12 protein-coding genes are annotated in these 19475 nt (G+C 39.4%); all 12 read left to right on the top strand.

Annotated elements, in window-relative coordinates; translation table 11 throughout:
- The first annotated feature begins 70 nt into the window (after nucleotides 1–70).
- The 12 genes from AAY42_RS16595 (at nucleotide 71) to AAY42_RS16540 (ending at nucleotide 19475) form a co-directional block, all read left to right on the top strand.
- Nucleotides 71–3424, top strand: coding sequence for a glycosyl hydrolase (locus AAY42_RS16595; RefSeq protein ID WP_055397232.1), 3354 nt, complete (start codon nucleotides 71–73; stop codon nucleotides 3422–3424).
- A gap of 34 nt (nucleotides 3425–3458) precedes the next feature.
- Nucleotides 3459–4139, top strand: a complete 681-nt coding sequence (locus AAY42_RS16590) for a hypothetical protein (protein ID WP_055397230.1) — start codon at nucleotides 3459–3461, stop codon at nucleotides 4137–4139.
- A gap of 14 nt (nucleotides 4140–4153) precedes the next feature.
- Nucleotides 4154–5515: a family 43 glycosylhydrolase gene (locus AAY42_RS16585; RefSeq protein ID WP_082433478.1), complete on the top strand. Its 1362-nt coding sequence runs from the start codon at nucleotides 4154–4156 to the stop codon at nucleotides 5513–5515.
- 11 nt (nucleotides 5516–5526) lie between these two features.
- Complete coding sequence (locus AAY42_RS16580; protein ID WP_055397228.1) at nucleotides 5527–7782, top strand: glycoside hydrolase family 3 N-terminal domain-containing protein; 2256 nt, start codon at nucleotides 5527–5529, stop codon at nucleotides 7780–7782.
- Nucleotides 7783–7847: 65 nt separating this feature from the next.
- Complete coding sequence (locus AAY42_RS16575) at nucleotides 7848–10412, top strand: endo-acting ulvan lysase-like protein (protein WP_055397226.1); 2565 nt, start codon at nucleotides 7848–7850, stop codon at nucleotides 10410–10412.
- Between the two features lie 20 nt (nucleotides 10413–10432).
- Complete coding sequence (locus AAY42_RS16570; protein WP_055397224.1) at nucleotides 10433–11560, top strand: glycoside hydrolase family 88/105 protein; 1128 nt, start codon at nucleotides 10433–10435, stop codon at nucleotides 11558–11560.
- 5 nt (nucleotides 11561–11565) lie between these two features.
- The gene (locus tag AAY42_RS16565; protein WP_055397222.1) at nucleotides 11566–12852 is read left to right on the top strand and encodes an alginate lyase family protein; all 1287 of its coding nucleotides are present in this window, start codon (nucleotides 11566–11568) and stop codon (nucleotides 12850–12852) included.
- A 41-nt stretch (nucleotides 12853–12893) separates the two neighbouring features.
- Entirely contained in the window at nucleotides 12894–14204 is a 1311-nt protein-coding gene (locus AAY42_RS16560) for a Gfo/Idh/MocA family protein (protein ID WP_055397220.1), read from the top strand.
- Between the two features lie 6 nt (nucleotides 14205–14210).
- On the top strand, nucleotides 14211–15038 hold the full coding sequence (locus AAY42_RS16555) for an acetolactate decarboxylase (RefSeq protein WP_055397218.1): 828 nt from the start codon (nucleotides 14211–14213) through the stop codon (nucleotides 15036–15038).
- Between the two features lie 34 nt (nucleotides 15039–15072).
- Nucleotides 15073–15387, top strand: a complete 315-nt coding sequence (gene rhaM, locus AAY42_RS16550; RefSeq protein ID WP_055397216.1) for an L-rhamnose mutarotase — start codon at nucleotides 15073–15075, stop codon at nucleotides 15385–15387.
- 128 nt (nucleotides 15388–15515) lie between these two features.
- The gene (locus AAY42_RS16545) at nucleotides 15516–17090 is read left to right on the top strand and encodes a T9SS type A sorting domain-containing protein (protein ID WP_082433476.1); all 1575 of its coding nucleotides are present in this window, start codon (nucleotides 15516–15518) and stop codon (nucleotides 17088–17090) included.
- Nucleotides 17091–17390: 300 nt separating this feature from the next.
- On the top strand, nucleotides 17391–19475 hold the full coding sequence (locus AAY42_RS16540; RefSeq protein ID WP_139063754.1) for a carbohydrate-binding family 6 protein: 2085 nt from the start codon (nucleotides 17391–17393) through the stop codon (nucleotides 19473–19475).

Here is a 19475-nt window from a genome sequence, read left to right as displayed (position 1 = left end):
TTAACACCATACAGTACAGGATACTTCAACAAGGGCAATAAAGTATTTTAGTTGACCAGGATTTTGTAGTATGCGAAACTTTATAGCTAGTTTTATTTTACCGTTCATCTTACTCCTTTCTTGCCAAACGGAGAAAAAGGAAACATCCAACCTAGAAGATGAATTCAAAAATCCTCCAGAGGCATCTAGACCTAGAACATGGATGCACGCCATGAGCGGAAATATGACCAAAGCCGGGATTACGAAAGATTTAGAAGCAATGGCAGAAGTTGGCCTCGGAGGCTTGTTGTTGTTCAATATCACACAGGGTATACCCAATGGCCCTATCAAATACAATTCTCCCGAACATCATGAGATGATTTCACATACCGCCAAGGAAGCTCAGCGATTGGGACTCACTTTTGGGGTGCACAATTGTGATGGATGGTCTGCTAGTGGTGGCCCATGGATCACCCCTGAGGAATCCATGAAAATGGTAGTTTGGAATGAAACGCAAGTATCTGGTGGAGACATTGAATTGGCACTTGAAAAACCAACGGAACGAGAAGGTTTTTATAGAGACATTGCCGTAATCGCCTATCCAGCTTTGGAATCCGAACTGGATGATGCCACTAACACGCCCACCCTAACTTCTTCAGATAAACGCCTTGATATTTCAATAGTTTCTGATGGTAAAGTCGATGATGTATCCGAATTAGGTGCCAAAAACAATAAGAATCCTTGGCTACAATTCAACTACCAGTATCCAAAGACCATACGCTCGGTCAAGATCGTCTTCAATGACAGGCATGCAAAAGCAATTTTGCAGACCAGTGACGATGGTACAAATTTCAAGGACGTAAGAGATTTATTTAAAGTCCGAACCGGAAAAGGGGAGTGGGCCATCAACGACCATTTTGAAGGTATTACTTCAAAGTATTTTAGATTACAGTTCAATCAACCGACCAAACTGAAAGAAGTGCAGCTCACCAGCACTTATTTTATAAACAACCCATTAGGCAGAACTTCGATTACCAGAACAGAAGACCACCGATTGGATGTGATTGGCAATGCAGAAGATAAAATGATCATCTCCAAAGAGGACATCAAGGATTTAAGCAAAAACATGACCGAAGCCGGAATGCTGAAAGCAACTCTACCCAGAGGAAGCTGGACTATCTTACGTTTCGGGTATACCTCTACAGGTGCCTTCAATAATCCTGCATCTGATGAGGGACGGGGATTGGAGGTAGATAAATTAAGTCGGGCGCCTTTTAAAAAACACTACGACGCCTTTATCAAAAAGGTAGTTGAAAATTCAAAAGCGATAGCTCCTAATGCTTTAAAATATGCAGAAATCGACAGCTACGAAATGGGAGGGCAAAACTGGACAGAGGGTTTTGTTGAAATATTTTCAAATGAAAAAGGGTATGATTTCATCTCTAAACTACCTCTAGTTGCAGGGCGTTTCATAGAAAGTCCCGAAGCCTCTGAAGCCGTTCTTTATGACTATCGTCAAGTCATAACTAACTTAATGACCAAAAACTATTTTCAATACTTTACCGAACTCTGTAATGCTGATGGTCTGGAAAGCTACATTGAACCTTATGGATTTGGCCCTTTAAATGATTTGGACATAGGTGGCGTAACCGATATCCCCATGGGCGAATTTTGGATGAATAGACCCATTACCCAGACCGCATCCGCGGTTTCTTCTGCCCATATTTATGGGAAACCTGTGATTTCTGCAGAATCCTTTACCTCAAGGCCAGAAATCAACTGGAAAGGTCACCCTGCAATGGCAAAAACTTCTGGTGACTTGGCATGGACCTATGGTATTAATGAGTTTATGTTTCATCGTTTTGCGCATCAAGCCAACACTCATGCCGAACCCGGCATGACCATGAACCGTTGGGGCTTTCATTTTGACCGTACCCAAACCTGGTGGAAAAACGCAGGAGCTGCTTGGTTTGATTATATCGCTCGTGGTTCTCATATGCTTCGGCAAGGCGTACCAGTTTCCGATATGTTGGTCTATGTGGGTGAAGGAACCCCAAATTCTTCCTATTACAGAACAGATTTTAATCCCGTGATTCCAAAACAAATCAATTTTGACAATGTCAACACCGATGTACTTCGCAACCGATTAAAAATTGAAAATGGCGAATTAAAACTTCCGGAGGGAACCACCTACAAAATATTGGTGTTGAAAAATAGTGAGACACTTTCTCTGCCAACACTAAAGCGAATCCTTGAAATTGCAAAAAGCGGGGTTACCATTTTCGGTGATAGACCGAAAAAGCTATCCGGATATCAAGCATCAGCAGAATCAAAAAAGCAGTTTGAGCAATTGGCCAAGGAATTGGCACCTTTAATAGGTGAAGCAGATGATTGGAAAAAGGTAATGAACACCGCTAAATTGGAGCCCGATATGGACATTCTCAATGGTGATGCCGTAGATTATTTCCACAGAAAAACAAAGGAAGAGGACATTTACTTCTTTTTCAATGCCGATACCATTGGTACCAAAACGTTCAAGACCTCTTTTAGGGTAGCTAATAAAATTCCTGAACTATGGAATCCCATGGACGGAAGCATTACCAAAATGGCACAGTTCAAAAATGACGGAAATAGTACAGTTACAGATATTGAATTAAATACAGGCGAATCGGTATTCGTGGTTTTCCGTGAAGAAGCTTCCGATGTTGAATCGGTTCCAAGTCCTGTAAAAGATGTATTTTTTACTTTATCCGAAGAGAATAAAATACAAGCCACTACAGCTACAATCGGTAATTACGACGTGCAATTATCATCAGGAAAAACATGGAAAGTTTCAATAAAAGATATTCCTGAACCCGTTGATATTTCAAAAGATTGGGAAGTTTCGTTCCAAGAAGGCCATGGTTATGGCGGTAATGTGCAATTTGAATCCTTAGTGGACTGGAGCAAACATGGAATGGATTCAATCAACCATTACAGCGGTACTGCTACGTATGTCAAAGATTTCAATTTGACCAAAGACCAGATTGAAGCGAATACGAACGTAACCTTAGATTTGGGGACGGTCCATATCGCTGCAGAAGTTATCATCAATGGAAAAAAAGTTGCTGTTTCGTGGATGCCACCTTTCCAGTTGGACGTAACCGATTTTGTTCATCTTGGAAACAATACCTTAGAAATTCAACTTACCAATCTATGGAGCAACCGTTTGATTGGTGATGAACGCTATCCCCCAAATGATGGTGGGTATCAACTAGGGCAGCATAGAGCTACATCTTTGACAATGCCAGAATGGTACACCAACAATGAACCTAGGCCCCCGGGAAAAAGAACAACTTTCACCACAGCGCCCTTTTATAAGAAAGATGATCCATTAGTTCCTTCAGGATTGATAGGGCCCGTACAAATCCATTTCTCAAAGACAATAACGAAATCTTCAAACTAAGCAAATGAATTACTTGCACTTTAAATTATGGGTTATGTTAATCTTCATAGCTTCTTGTAATGAAAAAGAGCAAGAAGAACCGGAAAATGCAGTAAATCCTAGCCCTACCGTTGATCAACTGACCTATGTGGAAAAAGACGGTATTGTCAGCGTCGAATTCGAAACCGTTGAAGGAACGATTGAGTGGGAACGAGGAGCAACCCTGGAAGGCTTTGATGGGGAAGGCTATCTGATTTGGAACAAGGAAGATAACTTCACGACACCAGGTATCGGAATATTGACCTATAAAATAAACATCACCTCCCCAGGAACGTACCAGTTCGTATGGCGTTCAAGAATTTCTGAGGGCAATAGTATTTCAGAAGCCAATGATTCTTGGCTTCGATTTGGGGATGCAGCAGATTTTTTTGGGCAAAGGGAAGGTAGCACGGTATATCCCAAGGGTACTGGTAAAACTCCTAATCCAGAAGGAAATAGTGCAGATGGTTGGTTCAAAATTTATATGAACAGAGTTGGTGAATGGTTTTGGCGTTCCAATACCAGTGATAACGACCCGCATGATATTTTTGTGACGTTTGAAACTGCTGGCATATATACGATGGAGGTTTCCGGAAGGTCAAGATTCCATGGATTGGACAGATTTGTGTTGTTTATAGAAGGAAAGACATTATCGGAAGCTCAAAATGCGGAGAGAAGTGAAATTGTTAGACCTTAAGTGGTAGAATCGATATGCAAAACAAAAAAAATACATTACTTTTTTCATTATTCCTGATGGGGCTAATCGCTACAGGACAAAATCCTATCGTCCCAAACAAAGGACTTAACGACCCGCATATACACATATTTAAAGATACCGCTTACGTGTATGCTTCCCATGACAAATCTATAGAAAACAAGAGATTTATCATGGAAGATTGGTGGGTGTGGTCCTCCCCTGACCTGGTCAATTGGACGCACAGAAGTACCCTAAAACCAGAAGAAACCTATATTAGAAAACCTTTTGAGGGCTGTTGGGCAACCGACGTCGGATACAGAAACGGAAAATACTATTGGTATTTTTCAGAACGTAATCAACAAACTGGGGTTATGGTTGCCGATTCACCAACGGGCCCGTGGTCAGACCCCCTTGGAGAACCACTATTGAAAGAAGACCTTACCCCTTCAGATGAATATGATATGGCCATTTTTGAAGAAGATGGTGAACATTACATCATCTTTGGTGTTTGGGACTATTACATCGCCAAGCTCAACTACGATATGGTAAGTCTGGCCGAAACACCAAGGAAAATTGAAATCAAAAATCCAAGGGGGCCATATAATCAGGACGGAAATAATACTGAAAAACCAACAGACGACAAACCTTTTGTTCACAAGTATAAAGACAAGTATTACCTATCGTGGGGCTGTTTTTATGCCATATCCGATAATCTATATGGCCCATATAACTATATAGACACCGTTATAAAAAAAGAAAGCTTTGCCAAGGGTTACGAAGCCCCTACTTGGCCAAATGGATTTCTTCAAGGCAGGCATGGTTCGTTCTTTGAGTGGCACAACCAATGGTATTATACGTATTGCGATATAAGCCAAACTGGTAACCGATGGTTCAGGGACACTTTCATTAGCTATGTACATTATAAAGACAATGGCGAAATCGCTACAATCCGTGTAGATGGCATTGGTGTCGCAAATTATAACGCCGATCAACCTGTAATTGAAGCTGAGGATTACTTTAAAATGGAAGGTATGGTAAAAAAAGAATATGGAGAAAATGGATTTATTGTTGCTACAAATGCTAAAAAGAGCTATTTGAATTTTCCGAACATCAAAGAGATTAAAGGATATTCAGGAATTACGTTTACGATTGATTCGATTGAAGAAAGCCAATTTTCTATTGAAATTCGAAGGAATCAACTGGATGGTGAGGTGCTGGCATCCAAAAAAATCCAGATTGCACCACTGGACAAAAATTTCACATCAGTTTCAATACCTATCACCACCGGATTTGAAGAAACCGAGAACCTATACTTTTTGATTCATAAAAAAAGTGGTGGGGCAGTTGAGATTGACAATTTTAAATTTTATAAATAACGATAATACGCATGAAATACCGTTTTCTATTTTATCTATTGCTTTTGGCAATTAGCGCAAGTGCCCAAAAGAACAAAATGCCTTATCAAAACACGTCTCTTTCTATTGAAGAACGTGTTGAAGATTTATTGCCAAGAATGTCATTGGAAGAAAAAGTAGCCCAGATGCGAATTTTTCACGCCAACATCGGTGTGAAATCAGATGAAAAAGGAAAACTAGTACTATCCGAAAAGGTTACTGAAAAATTAAAACTCGGTATAGCCGGCATTAAAAATCCTGGAGAACATATTTCGCCATTGGCAGCGGCTAAACTGAACAATGACCTTCAGAAATATATAATTAAAAGTAATCGATGGGGTATCCCTGCATTATTTATAACCGAATCCTACAATGGTGTAGATGCCGAGGGCTGTACAAAATTTGGACGTCCGATAACCTCAGCGGCTTCCTTTAACCCAGAACTGGTCAATCGAATTTGGGATGTAGTTGGTAAAGAAGCCCGTTTACGCGGTATGCACATGTGCCACTCTCCCGAAGCTGATATCGTAAGAGACCCAAGGTTTGGCCGTATGTCGGAAGCGTTTGGGGAAGACACCTATTTGACCACTCAAATGGTCGTCAATGCTATCAAAGGAGTTCAAGGTAATTATGAAGGCCTTGGCAATGGAACACACATTGGAGCGGTTGCAAAACACTTTGCTGGTTATGGACAAGTGCTCGGCGGATCCAATTTCGCAGCAGTAGAAATTTCGCCCAGAACATTGATAGACGAAATTTACCCACCTTTTGAAGCGGCGGTAAAGGAAGCACGCACCTTGGGAATCATGGCCTCTCATGGTGATTTAAACGGTGTTGCCAGTCATGGAAATCCAGAATTGCTTACCGGAGTTTTGAGAGACCAGTGGGGTTTTGACGGTTATGTAGTTTCCGATTCCAACGATATTGCCCGGTTGTACTACTTTATGAAAGTGGCTGAAAGCCCAGAAGCAGCAGCCCTGATGGGATTGGTTGCCGGCATTGATATTGATTTGTATGCCGAAGATTCGTATGCTTACCTGCCTGAAATGGTCAAAAAAGACCCAAGTATTGAAAAAATGATTGACCGTTCCGTGAAACGGGTACTGCGGACAAAAATGATTCTTGGGCTGTTTGATAATCCGTATGTTGATATTAAAAAAGTTGAAAAAGAAGTGCGTTCCGAAGCTTCTTTAGCGTTGGCACAAGAGGCCGATTTGGAATCTATCATCCTTCTAAAAAATGAAGGCGACATCCTCCCCTTAAAAAAAGAAAAGCAGAAAATCGCGCTGTTGGGTCCGTTACTAGATAAGGGAACCAAAACCGCTTTTGAAGAAGTTGCAGGAAACACGATTACATTTACTGCCGAACAGGGTTTTGAATTGACCGATGGGAATACAAGTGTACCAAAAATGCGTTCTACCACACCTGACGAACTGGACAAGCTTTTGGATATAGCAAAACAATCGGACGTAGTAATCCTGTTTCTAGGTGGGGATGAATTCACCTCTAAAGAAGCTTACTTTAATATTGCATTGGGTGATCGTGCCACAATTGACCCTGTCGGCGCCCAAGACGAATTGGTAAAACGGGTAAAAGCAATAGGCAAACCGGTCATTGTTGTTTTAAAACACCGAAGGACCCTTTCAGTCAATACAATTTCAGAAAAAGCGGACGCTATTTTAGATGGTTGGGACTTGAGTGAATTTGGAGATTCATCTATGGCAAAAATCATTTTTGGGGAAGTTTCCCCATCTGGTAAATCACCTGTAACCGTACCGCGTTCTATCGGTCAACTACCCTTTCATTACAGCATGAAGGAAATCAACAATAAAAAAGGCTATTTGTTTTTAGAAGATGGTCCCTTATATCCTTTTGGTTTTGGTTTGAGCTATGGAAAATTTGCTTACAGTAACCTTAGTCTTTCTTCGGAAACAATGACATCAACTTCAGAAATTACGGTTAACGTTCAAGTCACCAATATAGGTAAAATGAAAGCCAAAGAGGTGGTGCAACTCTATCTTAAAGATGAGATAGGTTCTGTGACACGACCTGACAAAGAGTTAAATGGATTTGAGAAAATTGAGCTCAATCCTGATGAATCAAAAACGGTCACTTTCACCATCGTACCAAAAATGCTGGAATTCACAGGGCTAAAAATGGAGAAAATTTTAGAACCAGGTGACTACAGCGTCATGGTGGGAACTTCTTCAAAAGAAAATCTAACTGCAAAATTTAGATTGGAAAAATGAGTATGGGTCGACAACTAAAAATAAGGTATAGTAAGTTAAAAGTTTTGACTTTGATAATTACCTGTATGCTTATAGTAAGCAATAAGCTACTTGCCCAATCACCAGAGCGTCCATTAATTTGGGTAAAACCAGCTGATAAAACTGAAATTTTACAAAAAATTAAAGATTACCCTCAAGTAAAGCAGTACTATAAAAAATTCCAGAAAAGGGTTGAAAAAGATATCGCACAGTATCAAAAAGATAAAGAACGTTACCTATTCCAACTACCATGGAATTTGGATTTAAATAAAGCCAAAAACTACCCTCCCTTTAAAACATACATCTCTTTTAATGGAAAGGACAGACAGGAACAAGACCTAATGATGCATTATTTGCAAACTGCTGTAGATTGTGGTGTACTTTATTTTTTGACGGAAGAAGAATCGTATGCGGAATACGCAGCTACCATACTTCATACGTTTGTCAATGGCCTGCTTCAACTCCCCATAAAAAAAGAATATCACAATGCAGGCTGGGTTTACATCAGAGATCATCTTCGCGAGGCAAGGGAAATAGGAGCACAATTGCCCATCATTTATGATTTTGTGCATTCGTATCTAAAGCAGGATGGAAAAGTGTATGATTTAGCAGCAGCTGAAATGGTACTTTTTGATTTTTCAAATGGCCAAAAGGTATTTCGAACTTATGTTGACCTCGCACTTGAACGAGGGATTATAAACTGTAATTGGCCCATATTGGAATCTCCAAGTTTGGTAGGCAACATCTTGGCATTGGATAATGAACAAGAACGTGAAGAACTACTGCCCTATTTTTTAACAAAAAATACCAGACGCCAAGATGCTTTCGAAAAGATAAGCGCCCACTATCTTGATTATGGTGGGGATTGGCCCGAGAGCATCAATTATTCAAACGGAGTAAATCGGTTTTTGACGTATTTGATGACAATCATGGTCAAATATCGACCTTCATTACAATTGGGCAATAACAATTCCCATATTTTAGAGGTACTGCCCAAAGATTATTTTCTGACCTATCCCAATAAAACAGAAACGCTTAGCTTTGGTGATGGCCATCGCCAATATCGTCCCAATCATCATGCCTATGAAACTGCTTATCATCTAGCTAAACTTGAAAAACTAGAAATATTACAAGATAAATTTGGCTCACTTATCAATAGTGCTGTTGCCGATAAAAAGTATAAGAGATTTCAATTAAAGGAGAGAAGTTATAGTGCCACATATTATGGTGAACCCACTAAGTTACTTTGGTTTGAACCTAGCATTGAGGGTAGCGTTAAAGACTATCCCTTGCCTACAACAGATGAGTTACCTTTTGCCGGTATTGTTTTGCAACGAAATCTGAGTGAAACCAATAATCCCAAAGACGGCCTAATGAGTTTTGTTGGTGGTGGTCATTATGTTCATGGGCATGCTACAGGAATGTTCATGGAATTATATGGCAAAGGTTTCGTACTAGGTAATAAAGCAGGCCGTAGCACATACCGAACCGAAATCCATGAAAATTACTATCGGATTTTTGCTTCTAACAATACCGTGGTGGTCAATGGTGCTTCTGAAGGTAAAGGTGGCTGGGCCGGATTGGAAATTAATACAGTAGCACAAATTGCCGTTGAACCTAGGCCAGAAAAAAAACCTGTATCACCATTTCATTCATTCTCAATGACAAGTTTTAAAGATGATAAAGGCGATAATGCAGAAGCAATACAGGAACGGACCATGGGTATTGTGAGAACTTCACCCACTACCGGATATTATATCGATGTGTTCCGTTCCAAATCTGAGTTACCTAATGAATTCCATGATTACATTTACCACAACATTGGAGAATCTCTTCAATTAAAACATAGCAAAGGAGAACTAACCTTAACTTCTGACCCCAATCGATATTCAAATTCCAAAAACAAACCCTGGACAAATAACAAAGAAGCTCGCCACCCTGGTTGGCATTATTTCAAAGAAATTAAGTCTAGTGATACATTTAAAGAAAATGTTACTGCGGTATTCAAAGCGGAAAAACTTGCCAAAACATCTATTGGTATGAAGGCTTTCATCATGGGTAATGAAAATAGAACCTACACCAAAACCATGGCACCACCCACTTTAGAAGGTCCTAAAGTGTATCGTGATGCAAAGACCCCTACTCTTGTTGTTCGGCAAAATGGTGAGGCATGGCATAATCCATTTGCAGTAATCTATGAGCCCATCAGCAACAATCAGAGCCATCTTACATCGGTAACTAAAATAGAGCATGACGGTATATTCAAAGGTTTTCAAGTTACAAGTGAATCTTCCAGTGGACCCTTAAAACAATACATTATCATTCAAGAATCTCCATTGGATATGTATACTGATTCAGAAGAAAAATTATCATTCACCGGGCGCTATGCTGTTATCACCCTAGATGAACGTAACAACTTATTTTCAACTTATATAGGTGATGGCAGTGCTTTGAATTATGGGAATTTAAGTGTCAAAGTTGAAAAAGAAGAAACAGCCGCAGTGTTTATCTCTTTTGAAGATGGTAAACCCAAGGTAAGTACAACCAAAAAAATCATACTTAAGTCAGGAGCAAATCATATGAAGTCATATACTCCAACACACCATAACTAATACTATTCTAACACAGCACAATGAAAAGCAAACTATCACAAAAATTACAACGCAAAGGCATAGCACTAATTTTGTTTTTAGCCTGTTCGAACCTCTTCGCACAAAATACTTTGGATAAGGTGCAAATTGAAAAAGCCATGGTAAAAGCCTTAGAATGGCAAGAAGCACATCCAATTTTTGCATTGGCGCCAACAGACTGGACCAACGGAGCATATTATGTTGGGGTAAGTAAAGCCCATCAGGCAACAAAGAATCCCATTTTTTTAGCTGCTTTAAAAACGATGGGGTATTACAATGAATGGAAACCACTATACCGCACATATCATGCTGATGATGTCGCCATTTCGTATATGTACCTCTATGCCAATGCTACAAGGAAGAACTTAGTCGACCTTGGACCAACAAAAGTATTTTTGGACACTCACCTCTACGAACCAAACTCATGGAAAGACGGGACGGACAAGAAAAAAGAGAAAAAAATTCTTTGGTGGTGGTGCGATGCGCTCTTTATGGCTCCGCCTGTAATTACGGTTTATGCCAAACAAACTGGAGAACAAAAATACTTAGATGCCATGCACAAGTATTACATGGAAACCTATGACCTATTATACGATAAAGAGGAAAAACTTTTTGCCAGAGATACCCGTTTTCAATGGGGTGTAAATGATGAGGATTTAAAAGAACCAAATGGCAAGAAAATATTCTGGGCCCGAGGAAATGGATGGGTACTTAGTGGCCTAGCTTTAATACTAACCGATTTACCAAAAGAGTATGAGCATTATGATTTCTACCTGAATCTTTACAAGGAAATGGCATCCCGAATAGCTTCTTTACAACAAGATGATGGATTATGGCGAACCAGTCTGTTGTCTCCCGAATCATTTGACCATGGTGAAGTAAGTGCAAGTGGGTTTTACACCTATGCTTTGGCATGGGGGGTGAACAATGGCATTCTTGATGAAACCAAATATACCCCGGAGGTAAAAAAAGCCTGGAAGGCTTTAGTGGCATGTCAGCATGAAAATGGTATGGTTGGTTGGGTACAGGATATAGGCGCTAGTCCAGAACCTGCAACCAAGGATAGCTGGCAAAACTATGGTACTGGAGCTTTTTTATTGGCAGGAAGTGAGTTATTAAAACTAGAATAGGCCATATGTATATCAACTCATTTAAATTAGCGGTTTTAGTTATCTTTTTTGTAAAGGCCCATACTTTTGGGCAGGATTTTACAGCAGAAAATAAAAATGATCCCAAAGAAAACCATGTTCCGAAAACAAATACCATACCTGTTATAAGTAGTACATTGACCAGCCTCAACTACGACAATTTATTGTTGGTGAAACAAGCAATAAAAAATGAATCGGAAACGTATCTGCCAGCCTACGAAAAATTGCTTGAAGCTGCGGATAATGCATTAGAAGAAGGTCCATTTTCTGTAATACAAAAAAAGAAAGTGGCAGCCAGTGGCGATAAGCATGATTATTTGAGCTTGGCACCATATTGGTGGCCAGATCCAGAAAAAACGGACGGACTTCCATGGATAAGAAAAGATGGTGAAGTCAACCCGGTCACTAGAGGGGAGAATGTAGATAAAACTGCCAAAAACAAAATGTTCAATAACGTAAGTAGCCTTTCATTAGCATACTTCTTTTCTGATGATGAAAAATATGCCGATAAAATTAAAAAACTTCTAAAGGTCTGGTTTGTGGATGAGGCCACTAGAATGAACCCCAATTTAAATCACGCCCAAGGCATACCCGGCGAGAATACGGGAAGGGGTTTTGGCATCATAGAATTCTCAGGTGTCGTTAATATCCTGACTGCCATAGAAATTTTGCAACTAAATCAATTGCTAGAACCTGATTTGGACAGTGCTATTAAACAGTGGATGGACGAGTATCTCAAATGGCTACAGACCAGCGAATTTGGACTTTTTGAAAAATCTAGAACCAATAATCACGGTACATTATACGACGTCCAAGAAGTAGCGCTGTTGTTATTCTTCGATAAAACAGCTGAAGCAAAGGCAGTTTTGGAAAATGTTTTTGAAAAAAGAATTGCCGAGCATATCGAAGCTGATGGGAGTCAACCTAATGAGCTTAAGCGAACAAAGGCGCTTACTTATAGCATTCTAAATCTATCAGGACTTACAAAACTTGCATTTTATGGAAGAAAAGAGGGAGTCAATGTAGATTTATGGAACCAAAAATCACCTGATGGGGATATGCAAAAAGCATATGACTATCTTTATCCATACTTAAATAAAGAAAACAGTTGGCCTTACGAACAGCTAGGTGATATGGACAAAGCCATAGAACGATTACGAAGAATGTTCGTAACTTCAGGGAGTATGCTGAGTATTGAAAAATACTGCCAAATAGCTTCTGAACTTAAAGGAAGTGATAACTTACAACAACTTACACATCCTTGTTTACCGTAATGGATTAAGATAAATATTGGACAAAATCAAAAAAATCAAACATGAAAAAACAGGAGAAAACCAATAGCAATACCAAGGCATCCATCTCCCGGAGAAAATTCATCAGAAATACTGCGTTGACCGCAGGTCTAATTTCTATTGTACCAAGACATGTTTTAGGTAGGGGCTTTACAGCTCCAAACGACAAAATCAATTTGGGATACATTGGCCTCGGGAAACAAGGGGGAATCCTCGCCAACAAGTTTCTGAGCAATACCCAAGCACAAATTGTTGCTGGTACCGATGTGTGGACACCAAAACAAGAGTGGTTCAAAGAATTGGTCGAGGGCTATTATGCAGAAAAAAGAAACGTTTCAGGCTATAAAGGAGTAACTACTTATTTGAACTATGAAGAGCTTTTGCAGCAAAAGGGTTTAGATGCTGTAGTTATTTCCACTCCAGACCACTGGCATGCCAAACAAGCCATTGATTCCATGAAATTAGGGAAAGATGTGTATTGTGAAAAACCCATGACCAATACCATTAAAGATGGTAGGGACATGGTGGATGCACTACAAAAATATGATAGTGTACTACAGGTTGGCAGTATGCAACGATCATGGGCAAAATTTAAAAAAGCCCATGAAATAGTATCCTCTGGAAAACTGGGAGAAATTAAAAAAATATTGGTCAATGTTGGAGATCCCTATCGTACTTATGACTTACCCGCAGAACCCACGCCAGAAGGGATAGATTGGAATTTATGGTGTGGGCCGGCACCACTGCTGACCTATCATCATACCATTGCTCCTGAAGCCGTGAAGTCCTACCCGGATTGGCGGGAGTTTAGAGAGATTGGTGGTGGAAGGCTAGCAGATTGGGGCACGCACATGTTCGATATTGCCCAATGGTGTTTAGGCATGGACAACACGGGTCCAGTATCTTTTATTCCTCCCAAAGACCCTAATGCAGTAAGGGGTTTGCAAATGTTCTATGAAAATGGTGTAGAACTAGTGCATGAAGATTTTGGCAGAAGCTGGGCCGTTCGTTTTATAGGTAGCGAAGGAACTTTGGATGTGAGCAGAAGCTTTATCGAAACTACGCCTAAGAACATACTAATGCCCAATGGAAGTGACCCTAAAGGCTTGTTTAATGACCAAGGTAATCATTATCAAAACTGGTTAGATACCATCAAAAGCAGGAAACAGCCCATATGTGACGTGGAAACAGGACATCGTTCTGCATCCATTTGCCATATTGCCAATATCGCTTATGAACTCAATAGACCGTTACAATGGAATCCATACAAAGAGAAGTTTGTTGGAGATTCTGAAGCGAATAAAATGAGAAAACGTAAAAAAAGAAAGTATTGATTCAATATGAGGTTTTTAAGTGGATGTAGTATTGTATTTCTTTTATTGTGCTTTTTTGGATGCAATGAGCAAAAACCCACTGCAAAAAAAATTGATGAAAAACAAGATAGTAGTGAAAGGGCCGTAATGGTAAACGACACCTATTACCATTACAGTATTTGGTGGGCTTTTGTCAATAAGGTTTTTGATGCGGACCTTTCTGTGGCAACCTTAAAAACGAAGGGGGACACAGGACTTGGCTCCTTTAACCTACTTGATGGTGAAATGGTGATGATTGATGGAATCGCTTATCGTGTTCGAGAAGATGGTTCCATTAGTGAAGGAGCAGATTCGGATACCATCGTATACGCAAACGCCGCTTTTTTCAATGAAGAAATCACGATTGAATTAAAAAATCAACCGACCACTGACATCGAGCTTTTAAAATCAAATCTTTTAGAGACCATCCCCTCAAAGAATTTCTTCTACGTATTCAAAATTAATGGAGTTTTTAACTACATGAAATGTGGTGGACTCAAAAAGCAAGAACCTCCCTTTGACGAAGGACTTGACGTGCTTATCCCCAATAGGCCTATTTTTGAAGGCAATGACGTTTCTGGAACCATTGTTGGTTTTTATTGCCCTGATTTCATCGGAAATATCAACGTAAAAGGATTTCATTTTCATTTTATTTCTGACGATAAAAAGCTTGGTGGCCATGTTATGGATTTTAAATCCTCCAATATCCTAAACGTTGGTATTGATAAAAAGACCGATTACCATTTTGTGCTTCCGGATAATACTGACTTTGAAAATGTGAGTTTGGAAAAAGAATTCCAATACAAGAAGAACTAAAAACTGCTCTGAGTAAGCTGACAAAATCCACGGAATGCAACGACTAGCCTTTAAAATGAAATTAAATCCTGGTCAAAAAGATGTTTATATAAAAAGACACAAAGAATTGTGGCCAGAGTTAAAAAAAATTCTTAAGGATTCAGGAGTAAGTGAGTATTCTATTTTTTTGGATGAAGAAACTCATACACTCTTTGCCTTTCAAAAGGTTTCAGGTCAAGGGGGATCACAGGAACTTTCAAACAATCCCATCGTAAAAAAATGGTGGGCTTTTATGGCGGACATTATGGAAACCAATCCGGATAACTCACCAATTTCCCATCCGTTAGAAGAGGTTTTCTATATGAAGTGAAACACATATTGCCATCAAATCATTATCAAAAGCACTAAGTATAAAGTATTGTTTTACAGGATGGTGCAGGATACCTATTCAGTTAATATTCCATTAATTGTAGTATTTAACCTATAAAACCCCATGTCATGAAAAGAATTACTTTCCGTTATGCGGCTTGGTCCGTACTCGCTTTTTTATGTATAGAGATGTCTATGGCTCAAGTACTTTGGTACGGTGACCCAAATGAAGATGTACGAACAGTGTTTAGAAGATTAGATCCCGATGGAAATAGCAATCCATCCGGTAGCCAGTGTGTTGATGACTCCAACAATCCACCTACCGTATCCACTCCAACCGATTCCGATTTTGGTAAATACTGGCGGATTACAAAGCCAACATCCAGAAAAAGGGCTGAATTTGCACGTACCAACGGTTTTATACCGCAAGAAGGCCAGACATATTATATCGGATGGCGATGGAGAATTAATTCAACCCCAAATTTGAATGATGGGATAGCCGTATTTCAATGGAAAACTGACCCGGGAGGGAATACAAACTCCAATAAACAAAACTATGCGTTCAATATGGGCTATGATGGCAATGAACTGTCCATTAATGCTTATGGGCCCGCAGAACCCAACTGGAACAGACCAGGGTCTATAAACCAAAGAAAAACAACCATTTGGAAAAAAAACGTTTCCGAAAATAGTTGGGTAAGTTTGGTGTTTAGAGTCAAGGTAGATCGAGATTTCGATAATTCCAACAACAGATACAACGGTTTTATAGAATTTTGGTTCAACGGTTCAAAGCAAACCTTGATGAATTCTGATTTTGATGAATATCAAGTAGTATTGGCAAATGATAATAAAAGGGCATATCACAGAACCAATGATGGGTCTGAAGTCTACATGAAGTGGGGCTCTTACAATGAAAATGCTTGTGACTATCGCATTCTGACAGATTTTGACGACATGCGGGTGGCAGAAACATACAGTGAGGCTAGACCAGAGCCCGCTGGTAGTACTGGTGGTTCTTCAATAGAGGGCACCTATCGGTTTAAAAATGTGGCTACCGGACTATATATGGATTCGAATGGGGCAACTGTGGCTTCGAGCAGCTCTCCTAGCGGGAGTGATAGGCTTTGGAGAGTGGTAGAATCGGCACCAGGCTTATACAATATAGATTCAGAATTTTCAGGGGGTAGAGGAGTTTTGGATACAAATGGAAATGGTGTAGTTGTTGGTAGTAACATAGAACCGGTGGTTACTACGGATGATAAAGAATGGAGTGTTGAATCAGTTAGTGGAAACATCTACAGGTTTAAAAACAATTTTACTGGAAGAGGTTATTTAGCAGTAAATACTTCAACAGGTATTGTTGAGTACACAAATACCTGGAATGGTGCACGAGCACAATGGACTTTGGAATCAGTAAGTACTAATCTTACAACACAACTTTTAATACCGGAAGATTTAGAGGAAGTAGCATCAGATTCTAAGTTATATCCAAATCCTGTAAGTTACTCGTTACGAATTGATACCCTAGAGGAAATGAATACAATCAATGTGTATGATTTATCAGGTCGTAAGGTTAAGTCAGAGCATATTGAAGGTAATAGCACTTATTCCCAACTTGATGTAAGTGCATTATCAAAAGGAATATATGTTTTGGAAATCATAGGCAAGAACGAAACCGTGAGGAAAAAATTTGTGAAAGAATAATTTTTAGAACAAACACGTTACTATTGATGCACTTATGTTAATTCATTGGTGCTTTTTTTTGCCCGAAAAGAAAATGGTGTTTTGCTTTAAAAATCCAGTATAGTACAGGATGACATATCTCTAAAAAGATGGTAACATTAAACCTATATTGTAAAGTGTCCTATTTTGAGAATTATAGAAACAGAATCTAGATTTTATCTGAAAAAAACATGTTTTTTCACAGTATGTACCGTTTTTTTAGGGTTAGTATTTTTTATTACATGTTCACCAAAAAATGATGTCGTTTCAATAGCCACTTTATTGGATGATGCTAAAGTAAGTTTCGGAATTGAACACATTCAAGAAGCTTTATCAGATAGGGGATTGAAAAATTTAATTCAAAAGGAAAAGAAAGGCACCATAACCTTTGTTTTAGATAGTGTCCATACCACAATTAAATCTGAGGGCTTTGAAATCAAAAAAGAGAACGATGCAATAGAGATTATTGCGATTGATACCGAAGGGTTAATGTATGGCGGTCTGGAACTCGCCGAACAAATAAAACTATATGGGATTGAAAGGATACAACCTTTGCTCAAGAACCCATATATGGAAATGCGAGGGCCTAAGTTCAATATCCCATTGGATGTTCGTACCCCTAGCTATTCTGATGCAAGTGACACCGGACAACAGAATATTGAAACCATGTGGGACTTTGATTTTTGGAAAGATTACATCGATACCATGGCACGCTATCGTTATAACTACATTTCACTTTGGAGTCTTCATCCTTTCCCTTCTTTGGTAAAAGTACCCGGTTATGAAGATATCGCCTTAGACGATGTAAAACGCTCCACCGGCAAATGGAAAGAACTTTATAACCTCAACGGTATAGGTATGGACGCCCCACATATACTAGACAGTACCGAAACCCTCAAAAAAATTTCCATTGAAGAAAAAATAACATTTTGGAAAAAAGTAATGACCTACGGAAAACAGCGCAATATCGATTTTCATATTATCACTTGGAACATTTTTGACTATGGCACAGGGGGAAAGTATGGCATTACAGATGATATAAATAACGAAATTACCCAAGACTATTTTCGGAAAAGTATAAAACAACTGTTTGTCACCTATCCTGATTTAGCCGGTATCGGTTTGACCACTGGTGAAAACATGAAGAACAATGGCAAACGCACAAATGCCAAAGAACGTGAAGATTGGGCTTATAAAACCTATGCCAAAGGTATTTTGGACGCTGCAAAAGAGATGTCCGACCGGCAATTCACCTTTATACACAGACAGCACCAGACAGGAGCCAAAGAGATTGCAAAAAAGTTCAAACCGGTACTGAGTGCAGATAATGTCGAGTTCTTATATTGTTTTAAATATGCAAAGGCACACGTTTACAGTGCTATGGAACAACCGTATCATGAACAGGACAATTTTGTAGCCGATATTGAAGGGATGAAAACCATTTGGGGGCTGCGGAATGATGATACGTACTATTTTCGTTGGGGAGCTCCTGACTTTGTCCGTGGGTTCATTAATAAGATACCACATGAAGTGGCCAAAGGCATTTATTTTGGTTCTGACCAATGGATTTGGGGACGGGATTTCCTCACTAAGGACCCTGAACTGTTCGGTCAATTAGAAATTCAAAAGCATTGGTACCAATGGCTCTTATGGGGCAGATTGAGCTATGATCCTGAAATTGGCAACGAGCGATTTACAGCCTTGATTGCCAATCGTTTTCCAAATACCGACGCGAAAAAACTGCAAAAAGCATGGCAGCAAGCATCTATGATTTATCCAGTTACTACTGGTTTTCATTGGGGAAGTTTGGACTTTCAATGGTACATTGAAGCTTGTATCAGTCATCCAAAACCTGCTAGCAACAAGACTGGATTTCATGACGTAAATCGATTCATCTCTTTGGGCGTGCATCCAAAGTCAGGCAATCAATCCATTCCGGATTATGTTAAAATGAAGGTTAAAGATAGTACGTCCACACGTACGAGTCCGTTACAAGTCTCTAAAAAACTACATCAACTTTCTGATAGTGCGCTATTGAATTTGGAAACGCTCAATACAGGAAACAATATAGAACTATCACATACACTAAACGATATTGAAACGATATCCTATTTAGGCAAATACTACGCGCATAAAATTGCAGGTGCTACACAGGTTGCCCTATATCGAGAAACCAAAAATAGGCAATACCAAAAAAAAGCTGTCAACGAACTAACCAAAGCATTGGGTTTTTGGAAAAAATATGTCAGCCAAGCTTTAAAACAGAATAAAAACCCCTTATGGACCAATAGGGTCGGTCATGTAGACTGGATGGAAATCACAAAATGGGTGGAACAGGATATTGAAATAGCGAAACAAAACCAATAA

The organism is Flagellimonas eckloniae, from assembly GCF_001413955.1.
Classification (GTDB): Bacteria; Bacteroidota; Bacteroidia; order Flavobacteriales; family Flavobacteriaceae; genus Flagellimonas; species Flagellimonas eckloniae.
The sequence above is the reverse complement of the archived record's forward strand: the minus strand, read 5'-3'. Positions and strand labels throughout refer to the sequence as shown.